This is a genomic window from Actinoplanes hulinensis (assembly GCF_019429605.1).
GTDB classification, from domain to species: Bacteria; Actinomycetota; Actinomycetes; order Mycobacteriales; family Micromonosporaceae; genus Actinoplanes; species Actinoplanes campanulatus.
Genome location: NZ_JAHXZI010000007.1, coordinates 326,940 through 347,646, shown reverse-complemented (window position 1 = coordinate 347,646; position 20,707 = coordinate 326,940). Strand labels below are relative to the sequence as shown.

The window sequence follows — 20,707 nt, the reverse complement described above, 5'->3', positions numbered from 1 at the left end:
GTCTGGTTACCGTCCGGTAACCCGCGCGGGATGCATTGGAAACAATCGATGCGTGTGCGGGCTCACCCGAGGGAGGCCGGACATGTCCGTACGAACCCGCATCGCTGCCGCACTGCTCGCCGGAACCGTCGCCGGTGTGACCGTCCTACCGGCCCAACTGGCCGAGGCCGTCACATCCCGTCGTGTCACGATCCCGGCCTTCTACACCCCGCCGGCGGTGCTGCCGGCGTCGAACGGCACGCTGATCCGCACCGAACCCCTCAAGCTCGCCCTGTCGCTGCCCGGCATCACCGGAACGCTGCCGGGCAAGGCGACGCGCATCATGTACCGGTCCACCGATTCCGCCGGTGGGCCGGTCGCCGTGACCGGCGCCTACATCGAACCGTCCGCCGCCTGGCGCGGTCCCGGCGCCCGCCCGCTGGTCGTGCTCGCCCCGGGCACGATGGGCCAGGGCGACCAGTGCTCCACCTCGCTGGCACTCCAGAAGGGCCTGGTCATCGGCCTGGGCACACAGACGACGGTCTCGATCGGCTACGAGGTCCTGGCGATGTACCGGCTTCTCGCCAAGGGCATCGCCGTCGTACAGACCGACTACCTGGGACTCGGCACCCCCGACCGCGTGCACACCTACGTCAACCGGGTCGATTCCGGGCACGCCGTGCTCGACGCCGCCCGGGCCGCACTGGCGCTGCCGAACACCTCGCTCACCGACCGGTCCAGCGTCGGCCTCTACGGTTACAGCCAGGGCGGTGGCGCGGTCGCGTCGGCCGCCGAACTCCAGGCCACCTACGCCCCGGACGTGCCGTTGAAGGCCACCTACGCCGGCGCGCCCCCGGCGAACCTGGCCGACGTCACCGCGGCCATCGACGGCAGTGAGCTGCTGGGCGCGGTCGGCTGGTCGGTGAACGGCTTCGCCCAGTCCGAACCGGCCCTCCAGCCGCTGCTCGACCACTACCTCAACGACGCCGGCCGGTCGACGCTCAGGAAGTTGTCCACGATGTGCGTCGGCGACGCCATCCTCACCTACGCCAACAAGCGCAGCACGGCCTGGACGACCACCGGCCAGTCGGTCTCCGAGATCATCAAGGCGGAGCCGGCGATGCGCGACTACCTCGCCGGGCAGACCATCGGGACGCTCAGGCCCACCGGCGTGGTCCGGGTGGCGACCGGCGTCAACGACAACCTCGTCCCGTTCGCGCAGGCCCGCGCCATGGCCGCCGGCTGGTGCCGGCTCGGTGGCAATGTCGTCTACGCCCCGATCAGCCTGCCCAAGCTTCCCAGCCCGGTGATCAACCACTTCGGACCGCTGGTCAAGGATCAGGGCACCGCGATCGGCTGGCTCCGAGACCGGCTGGCCGACCGTCCGGCCACCACCAACTGCTCCGGCTTGAACGGATCGTAAAAGCTGTCAACAGGGGGTTGTCACTAGGCTGACGGCATGACGCCGCGCATCGGAGTGATCTTCCCGCAGACCACGCTGGGCGCGGACCGCATCGCGGTCCGCGCCTACGCACAGGCCGTCGAGGAACTGGGCTACACCCATCTGCGGGCCGCCGATCACGTGCTCGGGGCCGACCGGGCGGCCCATCCCGGCTGGACCCGCCCCTACGACGTGGACAGCACCTTTCACGAGCCGTTCGTCCTCTTCGGCTACCTCGCCGCGATCACCTCGCTGGAACTGGCCACCGCCGTCATCATCCTGCCGCAGCGACAGACGGCCCTGGTCGCCAAGCAGGCCGCCGAGGTCGACCTGCTGACCGGCGGCCGGTTCCGGCTCGGCATCGGCGTCGGCTGGAACCATGTCGAGTTCGAGGCGCTCGGCCAGGATTTCGACAACCGCGGCCGCCGCTACGACGAGCAGATCGCCCTGCTGCGCCGCTACTGGACAGAGCGGTCGATCACCCACCGCGGCGAGTTCGAGACGGTCACCGGCGCCGGGATCGCGCCGCACCCGGTGCAGCGGCCCATACCGCTCTGGTTCGGCGCCGGCTCCGTGCCCGCCTACCGCCGCATCGGCCGGCTCGGCGACGGCTGGTTCCCGCAGCTGGCGCCCGGCAGCGCCGAACTCGAGGCGGCCCAGCGCGTCATCAACCGGGCGGCCGTCGAAGCCGGCCGCGACCCCGCCGCCATCGGTCTGGAAGCCGGCGTCCCCTGGACCGGCTCGGCCGACGAACTGGCCGAGAAGGCGCAGGCGTGGCGGGAATCCGGTGCCACGCACCTTGCCGTCAACACCACCCAGCCCGGCATCACCACGGTCGACCAGCACATCGACGCCCTCACCCGGGCTGCCGCCGCCCTCGACCTCAAACCCGCATAAACCCTCACCCGTACCGAAAAGGGTCTATTGGAGGCCGGAGCGGACTGAGGTGATGCGCTGGGTGTTGAAGCCGAGCCAGTGCATGCGGCCGACGTAGCGGGCGTGTTCGACCTTCAGGCAGCGGTCCTCGATGACGGTGAGGCCGCCGGAGGAGGCGATTTCCGCGCCCTCAGGGTTGATCACGCCGAACTGGGTCCACAGGGTGCCCGCGCCGATCGCCACCGCCTGCCGGGCGATCTCCGGCAGCGCGCTCGGGGCGCGGAAGACGTTGACCACATCGACCGGTACGGGCACCTCGGCGAGACTCGGATGGGAGGTCTCGCCGAGGATCGCGGACTCGCGCGGGTTGACCGGAATGACCCGGTAGCCGTGCCGCCGCATGTAGTAGCCGACGAAATAGCTGGCCCTCAGCTCGTTTCCGGACAGCCCGACGATCGCGATCGTCCTCGCCGTGTTGAGCACCCGCTGGATGGTCAGCGGATCCTGGTATCGCGTGGTCACGGCTGCGCCACCTCCCGGAAGCCCTGCTCCAGGTCCCAGATCAGGTCCTCGACCGACTCGGTGCCGACCGACAGCCGGACCGTTCCCGGCCCGACCCCGGCGGCCCGCAGCTCGTCGTCGCTCAGTTGCCGGTGTGTGGTGCTGGCCGGATGGATGATGAGGCTCTTCGCGTCGCCGACGTTGGCCAGGTGTGACCACAGCCGGACGCCGCGGATGAGGTTCTGGCCGCCGTCGCGGCCGCCCGCGCAGTCGAACGAGAAGACCGCGCCCGGGCCGAGCGGCAGGTACTTCTCCACCAGCGGCAGGTAGCGGCCGCCGGGCAGGCCGGGATAGGTGATGTTCGAGGCCAGCGGGTGGGTGGACAGGAATTCGGCGACCCGGCGGGCGTTCGCCACGTGCCGTTCCATCCGCAGCGACAGCGTCTCCAGGCCCTGGAGGAACAGGAACGCGTTGAACGGCGACATCGCGCCACCCAGGTCCCGCAGCGTCTCGGCGCGCAGCTTCATGAGGTAGCCGTAGGTGCCGAACGTCTCGTGGAACTTCAAGCCGTGGTAGGCGGGCGAGGGGTCGGCGACCACCGGGAAACGGCCGTTGGACCAGTCGAACGTGCCGGCCTCCACGACCACACCGCCGATGCTGGTGCCGTGCCCGCCGATGAACTTGGTGGCCGAGTGCACCACGATGTCGGCGCCCCAGTCGATCGGCCGGCACAGGTACGGCGTGGCGAACGTGTTGTCCACGATCAGCGGCAGCCCGTGCTCGTGGGCGATCCCGGCGATCGTGGCGATGTCCAGGACGTTGCCGCCCGGGTTGCCGATCGTCTCCCCGAAGAACGCCTTCGTGGAGTCCCGGACCGCCTTGCGCCACAGCTCCGAGTCGTCCGGATCCACCCAGGTCAGCTCCACGTTCATCTTGCGCAGCAGATGTTTGAGCTGGTTGACGGTGCCGCCGTAGAGGGCCGACGACGCGACCACGTGGTCACCCGGCTCCAGCAGGGTGAACAGAGCCGCCGCCTGGGCCGCGATGCCGCTGGCGAAGGCGACCGCGCCGCTGCCGCCCTCCAGGTTGGCCACCCGTTCCTCGAAGACGGCCACGGTCGGGTTCATGATGCGTGAGTAGGTGTTGCCGTACTCCTGGAGGTTGAAGTAGGCGGCCGCCGACTCCGGATCCTCGAAGACGTAGCTGGTGGTCTGGAAGATCGGCACCGCCCGGGCTCCGGTGTTCGGATCCGGCCGCTGCCCGGCGTGCAGCTGTCTGGTCTCGAACCCGAACTCGTGCGGCTCCTCCACCCGGCTCATGAATTCTTCTCCTCCAGGAAGTCGCGGACGATGGGGGTCTGCCGGGCCTCTTCCAGCAGGAAGCAGTCGTGTCCGTAGGGCGCGTCGATGACGTGGTTCTCCACCGGCTTGCCGAGCCCGGTCAGCACGTCGGCGATCTCCCGGGAGGCGGCCGGCGGGTAGAGCCAGTCGGAGCTGAAGGAGATCAGCAGCGTACGTGCCTGGACCTTTTCCAGTGCGCCCTCCAGCGAGCCGTGGTCGCGGGCCAGGTCGAAGTAGGTGAGCGCCCGGGACGTGTAGAGGTAGGTGTTGGCGTCGAAGCGGCGCACGAACGAGGCGGCCTGATGGCGCAGGTAGCTCTCCACCTCGTACTCGGGTTCGCTGATCGTGTAGCGGATGTCCGCACCGGATTGCAGGCGGCGCCCGAATTTCGCCGCCAGGCCCGGCGCCGACAGGTAGGTGATGTGCCCGACCATGCGGGCCACGCCCATCCCGGCGTCGGGGGAGCGGCCGGTGCCGTAGTAGCGGCCGCCCTGCCAGTCGGGGTCGCGCTGGATCGACTCGCGGGCGATCGCGTTCCACGCCACCCCCTGCGGTTGCAGCGCGTGCGTGGAGGCGATCACCACGATCGCGCCGACATCGGAAGGGTGGTCGATGGCCCATTGCAGGGCCTGCATGCCGCCGAGGGAGCCGCCGGCCACCGCGGCCAGCCGGTCGATGCCGAGCTGGGCCAGGAACGCGCGTTCACACCGGACCATGTCGGCGACCGTGATCACCGGGAAGTCCGGCCCGTACGGCTCGCCGGTGGCCGGATCGACCGACGACGGGCCGGTCGTGCCACGGCAGCCGCCGAGAAGGTTGGTGGAGACCACGAACCAGCGGTCGGTGTCGAACGCCTTGCCCGGCCCGATCATGCCGTCCCACCAGCCGAGGCTCTTCTCGAAACCCTCCCGGGTGCCCTCCTGCGGGGGAACCGCGGCGATTCCGGCGGCGTGTGCGTCACCGGAGAGCGCGTGGCAGACAAGAATGACGTTGTCCCGATCGGGGGCGAGGGTGCCGTACGTCTCGTAGGCCACCCGGACCGACCGCAGCTCGCGCCCACAGTCGAGCGGCAGTGGTTCCGGCAGGTCCAGGAACCGCGTTTTCACCACACCGACTGTCGTCATCAGGAAACAACGCTAGGCCAGGCCAAGATCATTGTCTAGCATCCCGATGGGTGTTGTAGAAGAGTGGATCAAGCGGAAGGATTCCAGCCATGACCACCACCGATAACGGCGTCAACGTTCAGGCCCTGCTCGATGCGCGCGAAGCCCTCAAGGGCGCGCCGGAGGCCGCCCAGTTCACCTGGCGTGCCACCTCCACGTGGAAGAACGGCGTGCACAGCACCACCACGATCCAGAACTTCTTCGGCCTCGGCCAGGAGCAGTCGCACAAGACGAAGACCGAGTTCACCGCCGACCACCCGGAGATCTTCGCGGCCGAGGACAACGGCATCACCCCGATCGAGTACCTGCTGGTCGGCCTGGCCGGTTGCCTCACCGCCGGTGTCGCCTCGGTGGCCCAGAACCGGGGCATCCAACTGCGTTCGGTCACCTCGACGGTCGAGGGCAACCACGACATCCGCGGCATCCTCGGCGCCGACAGCGACGTCCGCAACGGCTTCAACGACGTCAAGGTCACCTTCAGCATCGACGCCGACGCCAGCCGCGAGGAGATCGAGGCCCTGGTCGCGCAGTCGCAGAAACGGTCCGCCGTCTACGACGCGCTCACCAACCCGACCAGCGTCACGGTCGAGGTCGCCTGAGTGTCGCAACGGGTCACCACGGTCGTCATCGGCGCCGGGCACGCCGGCCTCGCCGCCAGCCACTTCCTGAGCGAGCGGTCGATCGACCACATCGTGCTGGAGCGGGGCCGGATCGCCAACACGTGGCGGCGGGAACGCTGGGACTCGCTGCGCCTGCTCACGCCGAACTGGCTGAACCGGCTGCCCGGCCACACGTACGGCGGGCCGGATCCGGATGGGTACATGACGGCCGGCCAGGTGGCCGACTTCATCGGCGACTACGCGACGGTCACCGCCGCGCCGGTCCGGGAGAACACCACTGTCACTTCGGTACGGCGTACCGATGGCGGCTATCAGGTCTCCACCGGCGAGGGTGACCTGGACTGCGCGACAGTCGTGATCGCGTCCGGCGCGTGCAACGCGCCGGTCGTGCCGGAGTGCGCCGCCGGCGTGCCCGACGGGATCACGCAGCTGACCCCGTTCGAGTACCGCAACCCCGGGTCACTGCCGGAGGGCGGGGTGCTCGTGGTCGGGGCGTCGGCGACCGGCGTGCAGCTCGCCGCCGAGGTGCGCCGCTCCGGGCGGCCGGTGGTGCTGTCGGTGGGCGAGCACGTACGCCTGCCACGGACCTATCGCGGCCGTGACGTGCTGTGGTGGATGGACGCGACCGGGGTGTGGGCGCAGCGCTACGACGAGATCGAGGACCTCGCCCGCGCCCGGCGGCTGCCGTCGCCGCAACTCGTCGGTGAACCGGGCACCACCATCGACCTCAACGCGCTGACCGGGCTCGGTGTCGAACCGGTCGGGCGGCTCGCGGTGATCCGGGACGGGCAGGCGCTGTTCTCCGGCGGCCTGCGCAACGTGTGCTCGCTGGCCGACCTCAAGATCAGACGGCTGCTGGCCGGATTCGACGAGTGGGCCGGGATCGGTGACGGCCCGGCCGGGTTCGAGCCGACCTGGATTCCGGCGGCGCCGAGGCTGCGGCTCGATCTGCGCGGCGGTGAGATCACCACGATCATCTGGGCGACCGGGTTCCGGCCCGACTACCGCTGGCTGGACGTGCCGGTCGTGGACGAGAAGGGCCGGCTGCGCCACGACGGCGGTGTCGTGGACAGTCCGGGTCTCTACGCGCTGGGCCTGCCGGTGTTGCGCCGTCGCCGGTCGACGCTGCTGCACGGCATCGAGGACGACGCCCGCTTCGTCGCACGGCATCTGGCCGAGCGGCTCACGCCAAGGGTAGTCGCATGATGGTCAGGTCCAGCCAGCGGCCGAACTTGGTGCCCACCTCACGGATCGTGCCGGCGTGCTCGAAGCCGAACCGCTCGTGCAGCCGGATCGACGACGTGTTGCCCGCCTCGATGCCGGCCACCATGACGTGGTGCCCGGCCTCGCGCGCGGCCGCGATCACCGTCGTCATCAGGGCCGATCCGATCCCGAGGCCGTGCCGGTCCTCGCGGACGTAGACCGAGTTCTCCACCGTGTGCCGGTAGCCGTCGAGCGGCCGCCACGGCCCGTAGGTGGCGAAACCGGCCACCTCGCCGCCGGCTTCCGCCACGAACGCCGAACCCCGCGCCAGGTGGGCGGCCAGCCACGCGGTCGCCTCGGCCGGGGACTGCGGCGTCTCGGTCCACAGCGCCGTCGTCTGCTCGATGGCCCGGTTGCGGATCGCCCGGATGCCCTCCATGTCGCCGGCGTCGGCCGCCCGGATCGTCGTCTCGTATATTAGATTCATGTCCAATATCGTAGACCCGCTGGTGGGACGGATCGCAACCCGTATCCGTGCCGAGCGGGAAGGCCGCCGGTGGACCCTCGCACAACTCGCCGACGCCTCCGGGGTGTCCTCCGCGATGATCAGCCGGATCGAGCGCGGCGAGAGCAGCCCCAGCGCCGTCATCCTCGGCAAACTGTCGGCCGCCTTCCAGCTCAGCATCGCCGCCCTGCTCGCCGAGACGGATCCCGAGCCGGCGAGCGGGGTCCGCCGCCGGGACGAGGCCGTCGAGTGGCGGGATCCCGGGACCGGTTACCGGCGCCGCCAGATCACCGGCCCGGACTTCCCGGCCGAGATCGCCGAGATCCACCTGCCGGCCGGCGCCCGGGTGCCCTACCCGGCGGCCGCGTTCGCCTTCATCCGGCAGGTCGTGTGGGTGCTCGACGGCGAACTCACCTTCCACGACGGCGACACCGTGCACGTGCTCGGGCCGGGCGACACCATCGAGCTCGGGGAACCGGCGGAGCGGGCCTTCGTCAACGCCACCGGCAGCGAGTGCCGGTACACCGTGATCCTCACCCGGCACACCGCGCCGTGACCGTCGTCCGCCTGCTTCTCGCCACCATCGCCGGCACGGCCATCGCCAACAACTACGCCGTTCAGCCCGCGCTGGCCACCGTCGCCGCCGACCTCGGGGCCGGGCTCACGCTGATCGGGCTCGTGCCCACGGCCGCGCTCGCCGGGTGCATGGCCGGATTCGCCCTGCTGCTGCCGCTCACCGACCGGATCGCCCCGGACCGTCTCGTCGCCGCGCATCTCGCCGTGCTGGCCACCGCGCTGACCGTCGCCGCGATCAGCGCCCACCCGGCCGTGCTCCTGGCCGCCTACCTCGTCATCGGCGCCGCCGCGAGCGTGGCGGCGCAGGCCGGTGTCATCGCCGGGCGGCACGCGCCGGCCGGGCGGCGGACGGCCGCGATCGCGATGGTGGCCGCCGGGATGTCGGCCGGGATCCTGCTCAGCCGCCTGGTCGGCGGAGTGCTGACCGACCTGCTCGGATGGCGGTGGATGCTGCTCGTCTTCGCCGCGGTCGCGCTCGCCGGAGCGGTCGCCGCCAGGCTGCTGCTGCCCCGAATCCGGCCGAACGCCGATCAGGATCGCGCCGCCGGGGCGGCGGCGCTGCCCGGTCAGGAGCCGGGCGCCGGCCAGTCCTGTGCCGCCGCGCTCGCCGCTTTCCCCCAGCAGTTGCGCCGCCACCGGGCACTGCGCTGGGCGGTCGCCTCGGGCGGCCTCTGGTATCTCGCCTTCCACCTCGTCTGGGTCGCCCTGGCGCTGGCGCTCGCCCCACTCGGCCCGACCGTCATCGGCCTCTACAGCCTGGCCGGGCTCCTCGGTTTCGTCGTTCTCCCGTACGCCGGACGCGTCACCGACCGATTCGGTCCGCCCCGGGTCATCGCCGCCGGCCTGCTCATCGCCGCGGCCGGCGCCACCCTGCTCACGACCGGCCTCGCCCACCCGCCGGTCACCGTGCTCGGACTGGCCCTGCTCGACGCCGGCCTGTTCGCCGCCCAGGCCGCCAACCAGAGCCGCGTCCAGGCCCTCGACCCGCGGCACTCGGGCAGCCTGAGCAGCGTCTACCTGGTGCTGTACTTCGCTGTCGGTGCGGTCGGCGCCGCGCTCGCCGCGCCGCTGCTGCACAGCGCCGGCTGGCACGGCGCCGCCCTGGTCGCCCTGGGTGCGTTACTGGCGGCTCTCGCCGTCGACCAGGCGGCCGTACGAGGTGAGCGTCCTCAGCGCCTGGAACGTGACGAACCCGCGCCACTCCAGACGTGACGCCTCGCTCGGCGGCTCCCAGGTGACCGGCCACCCGCCGTCCGGTAGTTGCGCGGCGGCCAACTGGTCCAGGTGCGCGTTGATCTGCGTGTCGTCGAAGAGTTTCCGCCACGGCGAGCCGGCGGTCGGCGCGACGTGCAGGGGAGTGAGCCCGTACTCGCCGGGCTTGGGGGTGGCCTGGAACATCGACGTGTCGATCATCTGATCCAGAACGGTCCGGGCGTGCTTCTCGGCCCGCTCCCGATCGGGCACGTGTGCCAGGAACGCCATCACCTCGGACAGACCGTGCACCTCGTCCGGCAGGGTGCCGCCCTCGACGGCGTCCCAGCAGAAGCGGGTCGCCGCCTCCCGCCACGGGTGATCGAAACCGAGCGCGTACAGGTGCCCGGCGAGCCCGGCGGTCGGATTGACGCCCGGCTGATAGGTCCAGTCGGTCCAGTGGGCGGCCCGCGGAAACTCCTCGATCACCGGGAACGCGAGCGGCACCGCGCCATCGGTGGAGACTCCGGCCAGGAAGTCGCAGGCCTCTTTCAGCACCTGCACGTCGTGGGCGCCGGCGATCGCCATCGACTGGAAGGCGATCTCCACGTCGACCGGCAGACTGGCCGGGCAGCGCTTGTCGGGTTCGAGGCCGTGCCCGAACCCGCCGTCGGGGTTGCGGTAGGCGCGCAGGGCGTCCACCACACCGTCCGGCGGCGCGCCCTCGAAGCAGGTGGCGAAGAGACGGCGCTCCAGCGGGCGGGCCTCACGGTGCAGGAAACGGGCGGCTGCCAGGAAATCGGTCACGCCCCGAACATAGGCAGCGGTGCCCGGCGGCGTCTTGTAGGAAACGGACACCCGGCGATACTGGGAGCCATGGGCTACGAGGAGTGGGCGCCGCCGCCTTCGCTGCGTGGCTCCGTGGTCTGCCTGTGGCGCCGGACCGCCTCCGCCGGCGGATCGTCGGTGCTGGTGCTGCCGGACGGCTGCGTCGACCTGATCTGGGAGCAGGGGCGCGGGGCGTTTCTCGCCGGCCCGGACACCGGGCCGATGCCGGGCACGATGCCGGCCGGGAAGACCATGATCGGGGTACGGCTGAGGCCCGGCGCCGGAGGACCGCTGCTCGGCATGCCGCTCGACCCGTTGCGGAACCTCCGCGTCGACCTGTCCGACCTGCGCCCCGATGCGGCTCGGCGACTGCCCGACGACCTGCCCCCGGCCGAGGCGCTGCACCGGCTCGTGACGATCTCCGGTGGGTTCGCCGAGGAACGGCCACCGGACCCGGCCATGCTGGCGGCGGTGCGGTGGCTGGACGATCCGCGCGCACAGGTCCACGACCTCAGCGGGCGGCTGGACATCGGCGACCGCCAGCTGCGGCGCCGGTTCACCGCGGCCGTCGGCTACGGCCCCAAGACCATGCACCGGGTGCTGCGGTTCCGCCGTTTCCTGGAGCTGCTGGACTCGGCGGGTGGGCTCGGCGAGCTCGCGGTCCGGGCCGGCTACGTGGACCAGGCCCACCTCAGCCGGGAGACCGTGGCCCTCGCCGGGCTGCCGCCGGCCGCGCTCGCCCGGGACCGTCAAGGCGCGGCCCCGTCGGTCCTGACAGACCCGGTGGGGGCCAAGAGATCCCGGATCCTGAGGAAGCAACCTGTGCAAACGGTTGACTCTCCCACTGTGTGAGGCCCGAGCCTGGCTGCTGTGACTGACTACATCGGATCCGGGCCCTACTGTTACGCCAACTCGCTGGCCATGATGCTCGGTGCCGAGGCGCCATCACCGTCGGTGATCGAGGTGCTGACCGGCTCGCCGTTCGGGTTCGAGATCCTCGGCGGGCGGCTTCCCCTCTTCGATCCGTACGGGTGGGATCCCGACCGTGGCCTCGACGAAGCGATCCGGCTGCTCGGCTGGACCTGTCACCGCACCGGCGCCGAGGATGACGATCAGGCGCTGACCATGCTGCGTGATGCCCTCGAAACGGGGCCCGCCATGATCGGGCCGGTGGAGTTCGGGCTGCTCCGGCACCTGCCCGGGATGACCGGGCCGATCGGGTCCGACCACTTCGTCGTGGTGCTGGAGGTCGACGGTGACCTGGTCCGCTTCCACGATCCGCACGGCTGTCCCTACGCGACCCTGCCGGTGCCGGACTTCCTGGCCGCCTGGCGCGCCGACACCATCGGCTACCGCACCACGGCGTACACGATGCGTGGCTCGTTCGAGCGGGTCCGCCGGGTCTCCGCCGACGACGCGCTGCGTGCGGCGCTGCCCGGGGCGGCCGCCTGGCTGCGCGGCCGCGAGGACCTGCCGGTCCCGCCCGGGACGGTCGGCGGCGAGCCCGGCGTCCACCTGCTCGCGGATCAGATCACCCAGAACCTCGATCCAGGGGTACGGGATCACCTGGCCCACTTCGCGATCCGTGCCGGAGCGCGGCGGCTCGCCGACGCCGCCGCCGCGCTCAGCCGGCTCGGCCACGACCGGGCCGCCGCCGTCGCCACCCGACAGGCGCGGCTGGCCGGCGCCCTCCAGCGCGACATCGTGGCCGGTGACCTCAAACCGGCCGTGGAGACGCTGCGCCGGCTCGCCCCCACCTACCCCGAACTGGCCGGCGCCCTCGGTCACCGCGAATGACGGGTCATCGGCGCACGATCTCGGCGAGGGCCTCGACCTGGGACGGGTCCTCGTCCTAGCAGTAGAGGAGGCCGAAATCCATGTGAATCTCCGTAAGGCAGGCAGCGAACATCGAGTCGCCACCTCCTCCCCGGTCAGCGGGGGTCCCGGGCTCGTCTGCGACGTGTCTCCTGAGCCGGAAGCGGAGTGCCGCCGACTTATACGCCCGCGACGCAGAACTCGTTGCCCGAGGGATCGCGCAGGACCGTCCAGCGGACGCCGTACTCGTCGTGTTCGGCCTCGTGGGTCGCGCCGAGGTCGAGCAGGCGCTTGACCTCGGCCTCCCGGTCGTCGGAGGAGAAATCGAGATGGCAGCGGTTCTTCGCCGCCCTCGGCTCGCCGACCTGCAGGAACATGATCGTGGGGCCGGCGTCGGCCGAGCCGATGGTGGCGTGGAACCGGTTGGCGCCGTCGTCGACCGGCCGTTCCAGCGCCCGTGACCAGAATCCGGCCAGCTCCGCGGCGTCGGCGCAGTCGAATGTGATGTTCTCCAGCTTGAGCATCATTTCTCCGTCAGGTGTAGGGGCCAGCAGATGTCGGTGCGATAGCGGTCCTCGGGCACACCGTCGCCCGGGCCGATCAGGTAGGACTCCCGGACCGGGCCGGCGATGGCCATCCCGGTTCCGGCCAGCCACGCGCCCAGCGAGCGGTATCCGATGGTCATCTCCCGGTACGGCCCGGTGAACTCGAAGACCGCGAACCGTCCGCCCGGCAGCAGGGTGGGGCCGTCGTCGGCGGGCATGTAGGCGGTCACCGGCACCGGTTCGTCCCGGTACTCGGCCGGGAAGACGGCGCCCGGCGGCCCCACCGCGGCGACCGCCGTGAGCTGCCGGAACGCCTCACCGAGGAACCCGGCGAAGTCGTGCTCGGCCACCTCACGGGTGATCGTGAACGCGCGGACCGGCGGCAGGACCCGCTCGATGACCGCGGCCGGGGTCACCATCTCCGGCGCGTCCAGCAGTTCGCCGGTGGTGCGCAGCACCCGTTCCAGGTGGGCCGCCCGTTCGAGCGTCCGGTCCCGGTGCTCGGCCAGCAGCCGCCGGGTGACCTCCGGATCGCGGGCGGCCAGGATCTCCCGGATCGCGGCCAGCGGCACGTCGAGCTCCCGCAGGTGCCGGATGACCGCCGCGTCCCCGAACTGGGCGACCCGGTAGCCGCGATAACCGGTCCGCGGGTCGACCACGGCCGGTTCCAGCAGCCCCGACTCGTGGTAGGCCCGCAACGTGTTGGCCGAGATCAGCGTCGCCCGGGAGAACGCGCCGATCGGCAGGAGTCCGTCCATGCCGCCAAGTCTCGACCTTCACCCGGGGCGAAGGTCAAACACCGGGTGAAGAGCGGGCGTCAGACGGCCGGCACACCCAGACGGTCGAGCAGGTGGCGGCGCAGTCCGCCGAAGCCGGGGTCGTCCTGGTGGCGCGGGCGCGGCAGGACGATCGGCAGCTCCTCGGCGATCCGCCCGCCCTCCAGGACAAGGGCCCGGTCGGCCAGCAGCAGCGCCTCGTCCACGTCGTGGGTGACCAGAAGGGCGGCGAAGCCGTGCCGGTCGCGCAGGCGTTGCAGCAGCTGTTGCATCCGCAGCCGGGTCAGCGCGTCGAGGGCGCCGAACGGTTCGTCGAGCAGCAGCAGCTCCGGTTCGCGGACCAGGGCGCGGGCGACCGCGACCCGCTGGGCCTGGCCGCCGGACAGCTCGGCCGGCCAGGCGTCACCGCGGTCGCCGAGGCCCACCTCGGTGAGGGCGGCGAGCGCGCGGGCCCGGGCGCCCGCGCCGGGCACACCGAGCGCCACGTTGTCGGCGACCCGCTTCCACGGCAGCAGGCGGTGCTCCTGGAAGACGACGCCGTAGTGGTCGGGGACGGTGATGTCGCCGGTGGCCTCCGGGTCGAGTCCGGCGAGCGCCCGCAGCAGGGTGCTCTTGCCGGAGCCGCTGCCGCCGAGCAGCGCGACCACCTCGCCGCGGCCGACGGTGAGGTCGGCGCCGTCCAGGACGACCGTGTCGCCGAAGGCCCGGCGCAGGCCGGTGACCTGGACGGTCAGGTCGCCTGTAGGCCGCGTCGCCATGCCAGGGTCCTCCGTTCCGCGATCCGGATCAGGGTGTCGGAGAGCAGGCCGAGAGCCGCGTAGACGAGCAGGCCGAAGACGACCACGTCGGTCTGCGCGAACTCGCGGGCCTCCATCATCAGGAAGCCGATGCCGGTCTGGGCGTTGACCTGCTCGCCGACGACCAGGCTGAGCCAGCCGGCGCCGATCGCCAGCCGTAGCCCGAGGAACAGCGACGGCAGGGCGCCGGGCAGCACCACGTGCCGCAGCCGCTCCCACTGGTTGAGGCCGCACGTCTTGGCGGCCTCGACGAGCCGCTGGTCGATGTCGCGGATCCCGGCGTACGTGTTGAAGTAGAGCGGGAAGAAGCTGCCCAGCGCGGCGAAGATGGGTGGCGCCTCGCCGGTCTGGCCGATGTCGATGGCGCCGGCCTTGAGCGCCTCGGTGAGCGCCGGCCCGCTCTCGAACAGTGACCATTCCGCGTCCGGCGCGTCCCCGCGTGCCTTCGACAGGCTCAGCCCGCCGAAGCGCTGGTAGCCGATGCGCAGCGTCCCCGGGGCGCTGCCGGCGCTCGCGCCGGATTCCGTCCCGCCGCAGCCGGCGAGGAACGCGGCGCCGGCGGCACCGATCAGGAGACGACGGCGAGAGGTGGGCATGGGGAGATCTCCTTTTCAGCGGTACGGGGAAACGCGCCCGAAGGCGGAACGGTGGAACACCAGCGGCCCGCCGCCCTGGTCCGTGCTGTGGTCGGCGGCGTGCAGGCGCAGCAGCACGATGGTGTGGTCGCCGACCGTCACCTCGCGGTAGATGGAGCAGTCGAACCGGGCGAGCCCGTCGTCGATGGTCACCGCGCCGGTCTCGGTGGCCGACACGGCGGCGCCGTCGAACCGGTGCTCGACCGGCCCGGCGAGCCGCCGGCACAGCTCGCCGTGATGGGCGGCCAGCACGGTCACCCCGACGTGGCCGGCCCGGCGCAGGTCCGGCCACGTCTTGGAACTGTTGGCGATCGACACCGACACCAGCGGCGGGTCCAGGCTCACCGAGGTGAACGAGCTGGCGGCCAGGCCCACCAGGATGCCGTCGACGGTCGCGGCGACGGCCACCACGCCACTGGGGAAGACCCCGAACGCCTGACGCAGGCGTACCGGATCGAGGTCCTGATCGGTGGCGAACGAGGTCACCGCACGGCTCGTCCCACGGCGGCGAACGGCACGGTGGGGCTGCTCCGGCGGCGTGGCCGTTCGTCCTTCCACAGCCCGCGTGCGGCCAGGATCGGCAGGACGCCCTCGCCGAACCAGTAGGCGCCTCCAGGTGCGGGTACGCCGACAGCACGAACTCCTCGATGCCGAGCGCCGCGTACTCGGCGATCCGGTCGGCGACCTGCTCGTGGCTGCCGACCAGGGCGGTGCCGGCGCCGCCGCGGACCAGGCCGACGCCGGCCCACACGTTGGGGTAGATCTCCAGGTCGGAGGTCTTGCCACCGTGCAGGTTCAGCATCCGCCGCTGGCCCTCCGACTCGGACAGCCGCAGCCCGGCCTGCACCTTGGCGATCGTCTCCGGCGAGATCCCGGCGAGCAGCCGGTCGGCCTCGGCCCACGCCTCCTCGGCGGTGTCGCGGGTGATGGTGTGCATCCGGATGCCGAACCGGATCGTCCGGCCCTGCCCGGCGGCGAGTTCGCGGATCCACGCGATCTTCGCGGCCACCGCTTCCGGCGGCTCGCCCCAGGTCAGGTAGACGTCGGCGTGCTTGGCGGCGACGATCCCGGCGGCCGGCGAGGAACCGCCGAAGTAGACCTCCGGAATCGGGTCCGGGATCTGGCTGAGGGTGGCCGCCTCGACCGACAGGTGCTCGCCCCGGAAGTCGACGGTCTCCCCGGCCCACAGGCGGCGCACGATCTCCAGGAACTCGTCGCAGCGGCGGTAGCGGGCGTCCTTGTCGAGGAAGTCGCCGTACATCCGCTGCTCGTGGCTCTCCCCGCCGGTGACGACGTTGAGCAGCAGGCGGCCGCCGGACATGTTCTGGAAGGTGCCGGCCATCTGCGCGGCCAGGAACGGGGAGATCACGCCGGGCCGGAAGGCGACCAAAAACTTGAGGCGGTCGGTGGTCTGGCTGAGCATCGCGGTGCTCAGCCAGGCGTCCTCGCACCAGGCGCCGGTCGGGGTGAGGGCGGCCTCGAAGCCGTTGTCCTCGGCGGCGCGGGCGACCTGGGTGAGGTAGGCGACGTCGGCGGGGCGGCCGGAGCTGCCTGCGGAGACGCCGTGACCGCCACCGACGACGTGCCGTCCGTCGCCGCCGTTGGTGGGCAGGAACCAGTGGAACTTGAGAGACATGCGAGCCCTTTCAACGCAATACCTATAGGCTCGCTAGATTTTGTGGGTTAGGCAAGCCCGGTGATGACCGGAGACGCCGAACACCCCTTCGGCTACGTCGAACGGGCGAGCCGCACGATGGTCTCCTCGAAGTCCAGGATCGCCGGCGGCACCCGGTCGAACCGGCGCCGCAGCAGCACCATCATCACCGGCGGCACCTCCTCGGCCAGCGGCCGCATGGTGATCAGCCCGGCCATTTCGAGGGGGTCGCCGGCGATGCTGTAGTCCGGCAGGATGGCCGGGCCGGTGCCACTGGCCACCAGCGACTTGCCCATCTCGGCGCCGTCCGCCGAATACGTCTCCGGCGGCGGATCGCCACCGAACAGCCGCTGCGCGAGCCGGTGCATCAGATATCCCGGCCGCATCCCGACGAAGGCGCGTGCCCGCAGGTCGTCGACGCTGATCCGGGCCTGGGCGGCGAGCGGGTCGTCGGTGCGGCAGCAGACCGCCGGAGTGCCGTGCAGCAGCGTCGTCCGGTGCAGCACCGCCGGGATGTCGTCACCCGGGAAGACGTTCACCAGGCCCACGTCGAGGCGGCCCTCCAGCAGGCCCTCCTCGATCTCCGGCTGGAACATCGTGGCGACGTCGACCGACGTGTTCGGGTGCCCGGCCCCGAACTCGCGGACGGTCGGCACCAGCAGCACCGACGTACCGGCATTGACGGTGCCGACCCGGATCGCCCGGCTGGTCCGCGCGTGATCGCGGGCCGCCGCCTTGAGCTGCGTCACCCCGGCCAGGATCTCGGTCATCAACGGCAACAGGTCACGGCCCTCGCGGCTCACCCGCGCCCCCGACCGGTGGCGCTCCAGCAGGGGGACGCCCAGCTCCCGCTCCAGGGTGCTGATCGCCTCGCTGAGCGCCGACTGGGACACGTGCAGGTGCTCCCCGGCGCGGCGCAGAGACCCGTGGCGAATCACCGCCGTCAGGTACTCCAACTGTTCGAACCGCACCGGCCCGACCCTATAGTCATCTCGATGAAGCGGCCCCGGCTCCCCGAGTTCAGTCGACTCACCTGGCAGGACGTCGATCCGGCCGGCCGCGACTTCGATCCGGCCACCATTCGGGCGCTGGTGCGGTCACTGCCGCCGGTCGCCGCGATGCCGCCCGCCGATGCCGACCGGCGGCTCGCCAGTATCTGGTTCGACCACATGGTCGCCGCACTGGTGGAGCGGCTCGGCGACTGGGTGGTGGGCTGGCGCTACACCCTGGAGTTGCGGGACCACGAGGGCCGCGGCCGGATCCCGATCTGGCTGACCAGCCTGCCCATGGTGACGACGCCGGACGACACGCTCGACCGGCTCGCCACGGGGATCGTCGCCTTCCACGAGCTGACGGTCGAACTGGCCACCGGCACGCCGGGCCGGTTCGCGGCCGCCGCGCCGGGACCCGACACATGGCAGGCCGTGCGCGCTCCCGGCATCACCCGGTACGTCGGTGACTGGCCGCCACCGCGTGTACCCCACCCGACCAGCCTGACCTGGGCCGACGTCGACGTGACCGGCCGCGATTTCGACCCGGCGACGGTTCCGGGCTTGGTCGCGGCCCTGGTCGCGGCGTCCGAGATCCCCGACCGCGACGACGACTCCCGCCTCCGGGACCTCTGGCTCGACATCGTCGCCGAGGGGATCGTCGAGCGGTACGGGCCCTGGGTGACCGGCTGGCGCTGGTCGGTCGGCGAGGGCGACTTCGACGGCGGCCCGGTCGGCAACTGGTGCTGTTTCGGCCACTCGGTGGGCACTCCGGAGGCGACCACCGCCACGATCGTCGCGGCCGTGCTGGAGTGGCACGACTTCCTGGCCGATCTGGCCGGGCGGTTCGACCGCTTCCTGCCGATGCCGGACGGCGACCCGGAACCCTGGGAGCGTGCGGTCGCCCACCTGATCACCGCGGTCGGCGACCGGACCGAGTACGAGTCCGGCTGGTACTCGTGCTGCACCACCGTCCTGCGCTGGTTCCTGGAGGCGGCCGGTGTCGAGGAGTCCCGGCGGGGCCCGCTGATCGGGCACGCGGTCGGTGGCAGCTTCTCGAGCTGGGTGGAGCCGAAACGAAAGGACGTCCGGGCGGTGGCGGAGCGGTTCGCGGAACGGGTGACCGGTGACGCCTGACCACCTGGCGGTGTGGCGGCGGGTGCGGGAGCGGGTCGCCTGGCGTGACGCCGTCCCGCACCTGGTCACGCCGGTGCCCGCGCTGCGCGACGGCTTCGCGGACTTCGCCCGGGGCAGCCCTCTCCTCCAGGCCGCATACGCCGACGTTCGGCGGGAGGCGGCCACCAGTGACCTCACCTTGAGCCTCACGTCCCGGTGGAACCGCATCGGGCGCGGGGTCACGGTGGCGCGGTTCCGCGCGGGCCCGGCGTTCGCCAAGAACGGCCGGGAGCGGTACGGGCTGGACGCCGGCACCGAGCGGGATTTCGCCACCTGTCTGGCACAGGCCACCGACCCCCTGGTGCCGGTGACCGCCCGCGCCGCCCGAGCCTACCTGGACGTCGCGTTCTTCCACCCGTACGACGACGGCAACGCCCGTCTTGCCGGGATGGTCCTGCACTTCCTGCTGCTGCGTGGCGGCATCGAGCTCGACGAGGTCGCGCCCATCCTGAGGACGGTCCGCCGGGCCGACGACGCGGAGGGCGCCGCAGACCTGGCACGCATGGTGCACGGGATCGCGGCCGCCACCGGACGACGGTGGCGGCGCGCGCATCCCTGACCGTCAGTGGCGGTGTGCCTGCTCGTGGGTGGCGGAGATCTTGGCCCAGGACTTCGGCTCGGACGGGAGGCTCAGCGTCGAGATGCCCAGGTCGGGGCGGCCCGGGGTGTAGAGCCACGTCGCCAGGAACGCGTCCAGGTCCACGCCGGAGATCTTCTCGGCGAGCGCCTGGAACTCCGGGGTGGTGCCGTCGCCGTCGCGGTTGGTGCTGGTCCACGCCTGGACGATGGCGGAGAAGTCCTCGTCGCCGACCAGTTTGCGCAGGTGGTGGACGGTGAGGGCGCCACGGTCGTAGACCGCGCTGTGGAACAGGCGAGCCGGGCCGGGGTCGCCGGGCAGCACCTGCCAGAACGGGTCGTTCGCGGGGTGGGCGACCGAGTAGACGTAGTCGGCGATCTCGTCGGCCGTGCCCTCGTTCTGGTCCTCCGACCACAGCCACTGGGCGTACGACGCGAAGCCCTCGTTGAGCCAGATGTCCTTCCACTGGCCGAGCGCCACCGAGTCGCCGAACCACTGGTGCGCCAGTTCGTGGACCACGAGCGAGTTGTTGGTGCCGCGGGTGAAGGAGACTCCGTCGTACACCGGACGGGTCTGGGTCTCCAGGGCGAAGCCCTGATCGTTGATGCCGGTGACCACGCCGCCGCGGGCGGTGAACGCGTAGGGCCCGAACTTTCCGGCCGCCCAGTCGGTGATCTCGTCGCTGCGTTCGATGCTGGCCCGGGCGGCCGCCGCGGTGGTCGCGTCGAGCCGGGTGTTGTACGCCGTGACGATCGGGCTGCCGTCGGCGGAGGTGTCCCGGTACGTGTCGAAGTCACCGATCGCCAGGAACGTCAGATAGGTGGCCTGCGGCCGTTCCTGCCGCCACGACCAGCGGTCCCAGCCGACGAGCGCCTGCTGCGCCCACCGGGTCGGGGTGCCGTTGGAGATCACCTCGACGCCGTCCGGAACCAGCACCGACACGTCGAAACTGGCCTTGTCGGTGGGGTGGTCGTTGCTCGGGTACCACCACCAGGCGATCTCCGGCTCGTTGACGGCGAGCGCGCCGTCGGCCGTGCGGTTCCACGAGGTGAAGCCGGACGCCACGACCTGTGACGGGATGTCGTCGTACTGGACCACGATGGTCACCTGGCTGCCCTTGGTGATCGGGCGGGCCGGGGTGACGACCAGTTCGTGGTCGCTCTGCCGGGCGAAGGTGGCGGCCCGGTTGTTGACCCGCACCGACTGGGTGGCCAGGGCGAAGTCCAGGTTGAAGGCGGACAGGTCCTGGGTGGCGGTGGCGAGGATCGTGGTGGTGCCGGTCAGGCGGTCGGTGTCCGGGTGGTAGCGCAGGCGGATGTCGTAGTGGCCGACGTCGTAGCCGCCGTTGCCGTACTCCGGGTAGTAGACGTCGCCGATGCCGGGGCTGCCGGGGGTGGGGGCGGCCTGGGCGCCGGCCTGGATGCCGAGGACGACGGTGAGGACGGCCGCGGTGACGGCGACGGTCCTGCCGAGCATGGGTCTCATGCGGGGCAACGTACCAATGCATTTAAAACGATCTA

22 protein-coding genes and 1 pseudogene are annotated in these 20,707 nt (G+C 71.5%); 10 read left to right on the top strand and 13 right to left on the bottom strand.

The annotated features are described in order from the left end of the window. Positions 1–82 precede the first annotated feature (82 nt). Positions 83–1,402, top strand: coding sequence for a lipase family protein (locus tag KZ829_RS15840; RefSeq protein ID WP_220144652.1), 1,320 nt, complete (start codon positions 83–85; stop codon positions 1,400–1,402). 36 nt (positions 1,403–1,438) lie between these two features. Then, positions 1,439–2,317, top strand: a complete 879-nt coding sequence (locus tag KZ829_RS15835; RefSeq protein WP_220144651.1) for an LLM class F420-dependent oxidoreductase — start codon at positions 1,439–1,441, stop codon at positions 2,315–2,317. Positions 2,318–2,341: 24 nt separating this feature from the next. Here the strand turns inward: KZ829_RS15835 and KZ829_RS15830 are convergent, their stop codons facing one another. The 3 genes from KZ829_RS15830 to metX are packed head-to-tail and all read right to left on the bottom strand — an operon-like array spanning position 2,342 to position 5,261. Beyond that, positions 2,342–2,818 carry a CoA-binding protein gene (locus tag KZ829_RS15830; protein WP_220144650.1) on the bottom strand — a complete coding sequence of 159 codons (477 nt, stop codon included), beginning with the start codon at positions 2,816–2,818 and terminating at the stop codon, positions 2,342–2,344. Continuing rightward, positions 2,815–4,116, bottom strand: a complete 1,302-nt coding sequence (locus tag KZ829_RS15825; protein ID WP_220144649.1) for an O-acetylhomoserine aminocarboxypropyltransferase/cysteine synthase family protein — start codon at positions 4,114–4,116, stop codon at positions 2,815–2,817. The genes KZ829_RS15830 and KZ829_RS15825 overlap by 4 nt, the downstream gene beginning before the upstream one ends. Beyond that, the gene (gene metX, locus KZ829_RS15820; protein ID WP_220144648.1) at positions 4,113–5,261 is read right to left on the bottom strand and encodes a homoserine O-acetyltransferase MetX; all 1,149 of its coding nucleotides are present in this window, start codon (positions 5,259–5,261) and stop codon (positions 4,113–4,115) included. The genes KZ829_RS15825 and metX overlap by 4 nt, the downstream gene beginning before the upstream one ends. Before the next feature lie 89 nt (positions 5,262–5,350). On the opposite strand from metX, the gene KZ829_RS15815 reads away from it, so the two are divergent. Continuing rightward, a complete protein-coding gene (locus KZ829_RS15815) occupies positions 5,351–5,899 on the top strand; it encodes an OsmC family protein (protein WP_220144647.1) in 549 nt (182 codons plus the stop codon). After that, positions 5,900–7,126 (top strand): NAD(P)-binding domain-containing protein, encoded by a 1,227-nt coding sequence (locus tag KZ829_RS15810; RefSeq protein ID WP_308285505.1) that lies wholly within the window; start codon positions 5,900–5,902, stop codon positions 7,124–7,126. On the opposite strand, the gene KZ829_RS15805 is transcribed toward KZ829_RS15810, so the two are convergent. Continuing rightward, positions 7,104–7,610, bottom strand: coding sequence for a GNAT family N-acetyltransferase (locus KZ829_RS15805; RefSeq protein WP_220144646.1), 507 nt, complete (start codon positions 7,608–7,610; stop codon positions 7,104–7,106). The two genes, KZ829_RS15810 and KZ829_RS15805, sit on opposite strands and share 23 nt — an antisense overlap. Between KZ829_RS15805 and KZ829_RS15800 the strand changes: the two genes are divergently transcribed. After that, a complete protein-coding gene (locus KZ829_RS15800; RefSeq protein WP_188123466.1) occupies positions 7,609–8,184 on the top strand; it encodes a helix-turn-helix domain-containing protein in 576 nt (191 codons plus the stop codon). The two genes, KZ829_RS15805 and KZ829_RS15800, sit on opposite strands and share 2 nt — an antisense overlap. Continuing rightward, positions 8,181–9,416, top strand: coding sequence for an MFS transporter (locus KZ829_RS15795; protein WP_220144645.1), 1,236 nt, complete (start codon positions 8,181–8,183; stop codon positions 9,414–9,416). The genes KZ829_RS15800 and KZ829_RS15795 overlap by 4 nt, the downstream gene beginning before the upstream one ends. On the opposite strand, the gene KZ829_RS15790 is transcribed toward KZ829_RS15795, so the two are convergent. After that, a complete protein-coding gene (locus tag KZ829_RS15790; RefSeq protein WP_220144644.1) occupies positions 9,324–10,202 on the bottom strand; it encodes a prenyltransferase/squalene oxidase repeat-containing protein in 879 nt (292 codons plus the stop codon). The genes KZ829_RS15795 and KZ829_RS15790 overlap by 93 nt on opposite strands. 69 nt (positions 10,203–10,271) lie before the next feature. On the opposite strand from KZ829_RS15790, the gene KZ829_RS15785 reads away from it, so the two are divergent. Together KZ829_RS15785 and KZ829_RS15780 are read left to right on the top strand one after the other, a co-directional pair. Further along, positions 10,272–11,075 carry a helix-turn-helix domain-containing protein gene (locus KZ829_RS15785; protein WP_220144643.1) on the top strand — a complete coding sequence of 268 codons (804 nt, stop codon included), beginning with the start codon at positions 10,272–10,274 and terminating at the stop codon, positions 11,073–11,075. 18 nt (positions 11,076–11,093) lie between these two features. After that, positions 11,094–12,020: a YobF C-terminal domain-containing protein gene (locus tag KZ829_RS15780; RefSeq protein WP_308285504.1), complete on the top strand. Its 927-nt coding sequence runs from the start codon at positions 11,094–11,096 to the stop codon at positions 12,018–12,020. Between the two features lie 197 nt (positions 12,021–12,217). Here KZ829_RS15780 and KZ829_RS15775 read toward each other — a convergent pair whose 3' ends face one another. The 7 genes and pseudogenes from KZ829_RS15775 to KZ829_RS15740 all read right to left on the bottom strand — a co-directional run bounded on the left by KZ829_RS15775 (position 12,218) and on the right by KZ829_RS15740 (position 17,416). Then, complete coding sequence (locus KZ829_RS15775) at positions 12,218–12,562, bottom strand: VOC family protein (protein ID WP_220144642.1); 345 nt, start codon at positions 12,560–12,562, stop codon at positions 12,218–12,220. After that, on the bottom strand, positions 12,562–13,341 hold the full coding sequence (locus KZ829_RS15770; RefSeq protein WP_220144641.1) for a MerR family transcriptional regulator: 780 nt from the start codon (positions 13,339–13,341) through the stop codon (positions 12,562–12,564). Before KZ829_RS15770 ends, KZ829_RS15775 begins: the two co-directional genes overlap by 1 nt. Positions 13,342–13,400: 59 nt before the next feature. Further along, the gene (locus tag KZ829_RS15765; RefSeq protein ID WP_220144640.1) at positions 13,401–14,117 is read right to left on the bottom strand and encodes an ABC transporter ATP-binding protein; all 717 of its coding nucleotides are present in this window, start codon (positions 14,115–14,117) and stop codon (positions 13,401–13,403) included. Beyond that, the gene (locus KZ829_RS42990) at positions 14,090–14,752 is read right to left on the bottom strand and encodes an ABC transporter permease subunit (RefSeq protein ID WP_246635651.1); all 663 of its coding nucleotides are present in this window, start codon (positions 14,750–14,752) and stop codon (positions 14,090–14,092) included. Before KZ829_RS42990 ends, KZ829_RS15765 begins: the two co-directional genes overlap by 28 nt. 15 nt (positions 14,753–14,767) lie before the next feature. Then, entirely contained in the window at positions 14,768–15,277 is a 510-nt protein-coding gene (locus KZ829_RS15750; RefSeq protein ID WP_220144639.1) for a flavin reductase family protein, read from the bottom strand. Continuing rightward, positions 15,274–16,427, bottom strand: a pseudogene (locus tag KZ829_RS15745) (LLM class flavin-dependent oxidoreductase). The gene KZ829_RS15750 and the pseudogene KZ829_RS15745 overlap by 4 nt, the downstream one beginning before the upstream one ends. Before the next feature lie 92 nt (positions 16,428–16,519). Next, positions 16,520–17,416, bottom strand: a complete 897-nt coding sequence (locus KZ829_RS15740; RefSeq protein ID WP_308285503.1) for a LysR family transcriptional regulator — start codon at positions 17,414–17,416, stop codon at positions 16,520–16,522. Positions 17,417–17,440: 24 nt separating this feature from the next. On the opposite strand from KZ829_RS15740, the gene KZ829_RS15735 reads away from it, so the two are divergent. Both KZ829_RS15735 and KZ829_RS15730 read left to right on the top strand, forming a co-directional pair. Then, entirely contained in the window at positions 17,441–18,571 is a 1,131-nt protein-coding gene (locus KZ829_RS15735) for a hypothetical protein (protein ID WP_220144638.1), read from the top strand. Next, positions 18,561–19,169, top strand: a complete 609-nt coding sequence (locus KZ829_RS15730; RefSeq protein ID WP_220144637.1) for a hypothetical protein — start codon at positions 18,561–18,563, stop codon at positions 19,167–19,169. Before KZ829_RS15735 ends, KZ829_RS15730 begins: the two co-directional genes overlap by 11 nt. Before the next feature lie 3 nt (positions 19,170–19,172). Here KZ829_RS15730 and KZ829_RS15725 read toward each other — a convergent pair whose 3' ends face one another. Further along, entirely contained in the window at positions 19,173–20,672 is a 1,500-nt protein-coding gene (locus KZ829_RS15725; RefSeq protein ID WP_220144636.1) for a M1 family metallopeptidase, read from the bottom strand. Between the last annotated feature and the right edge of the window lie 35 nt (positions 20,673–20,707).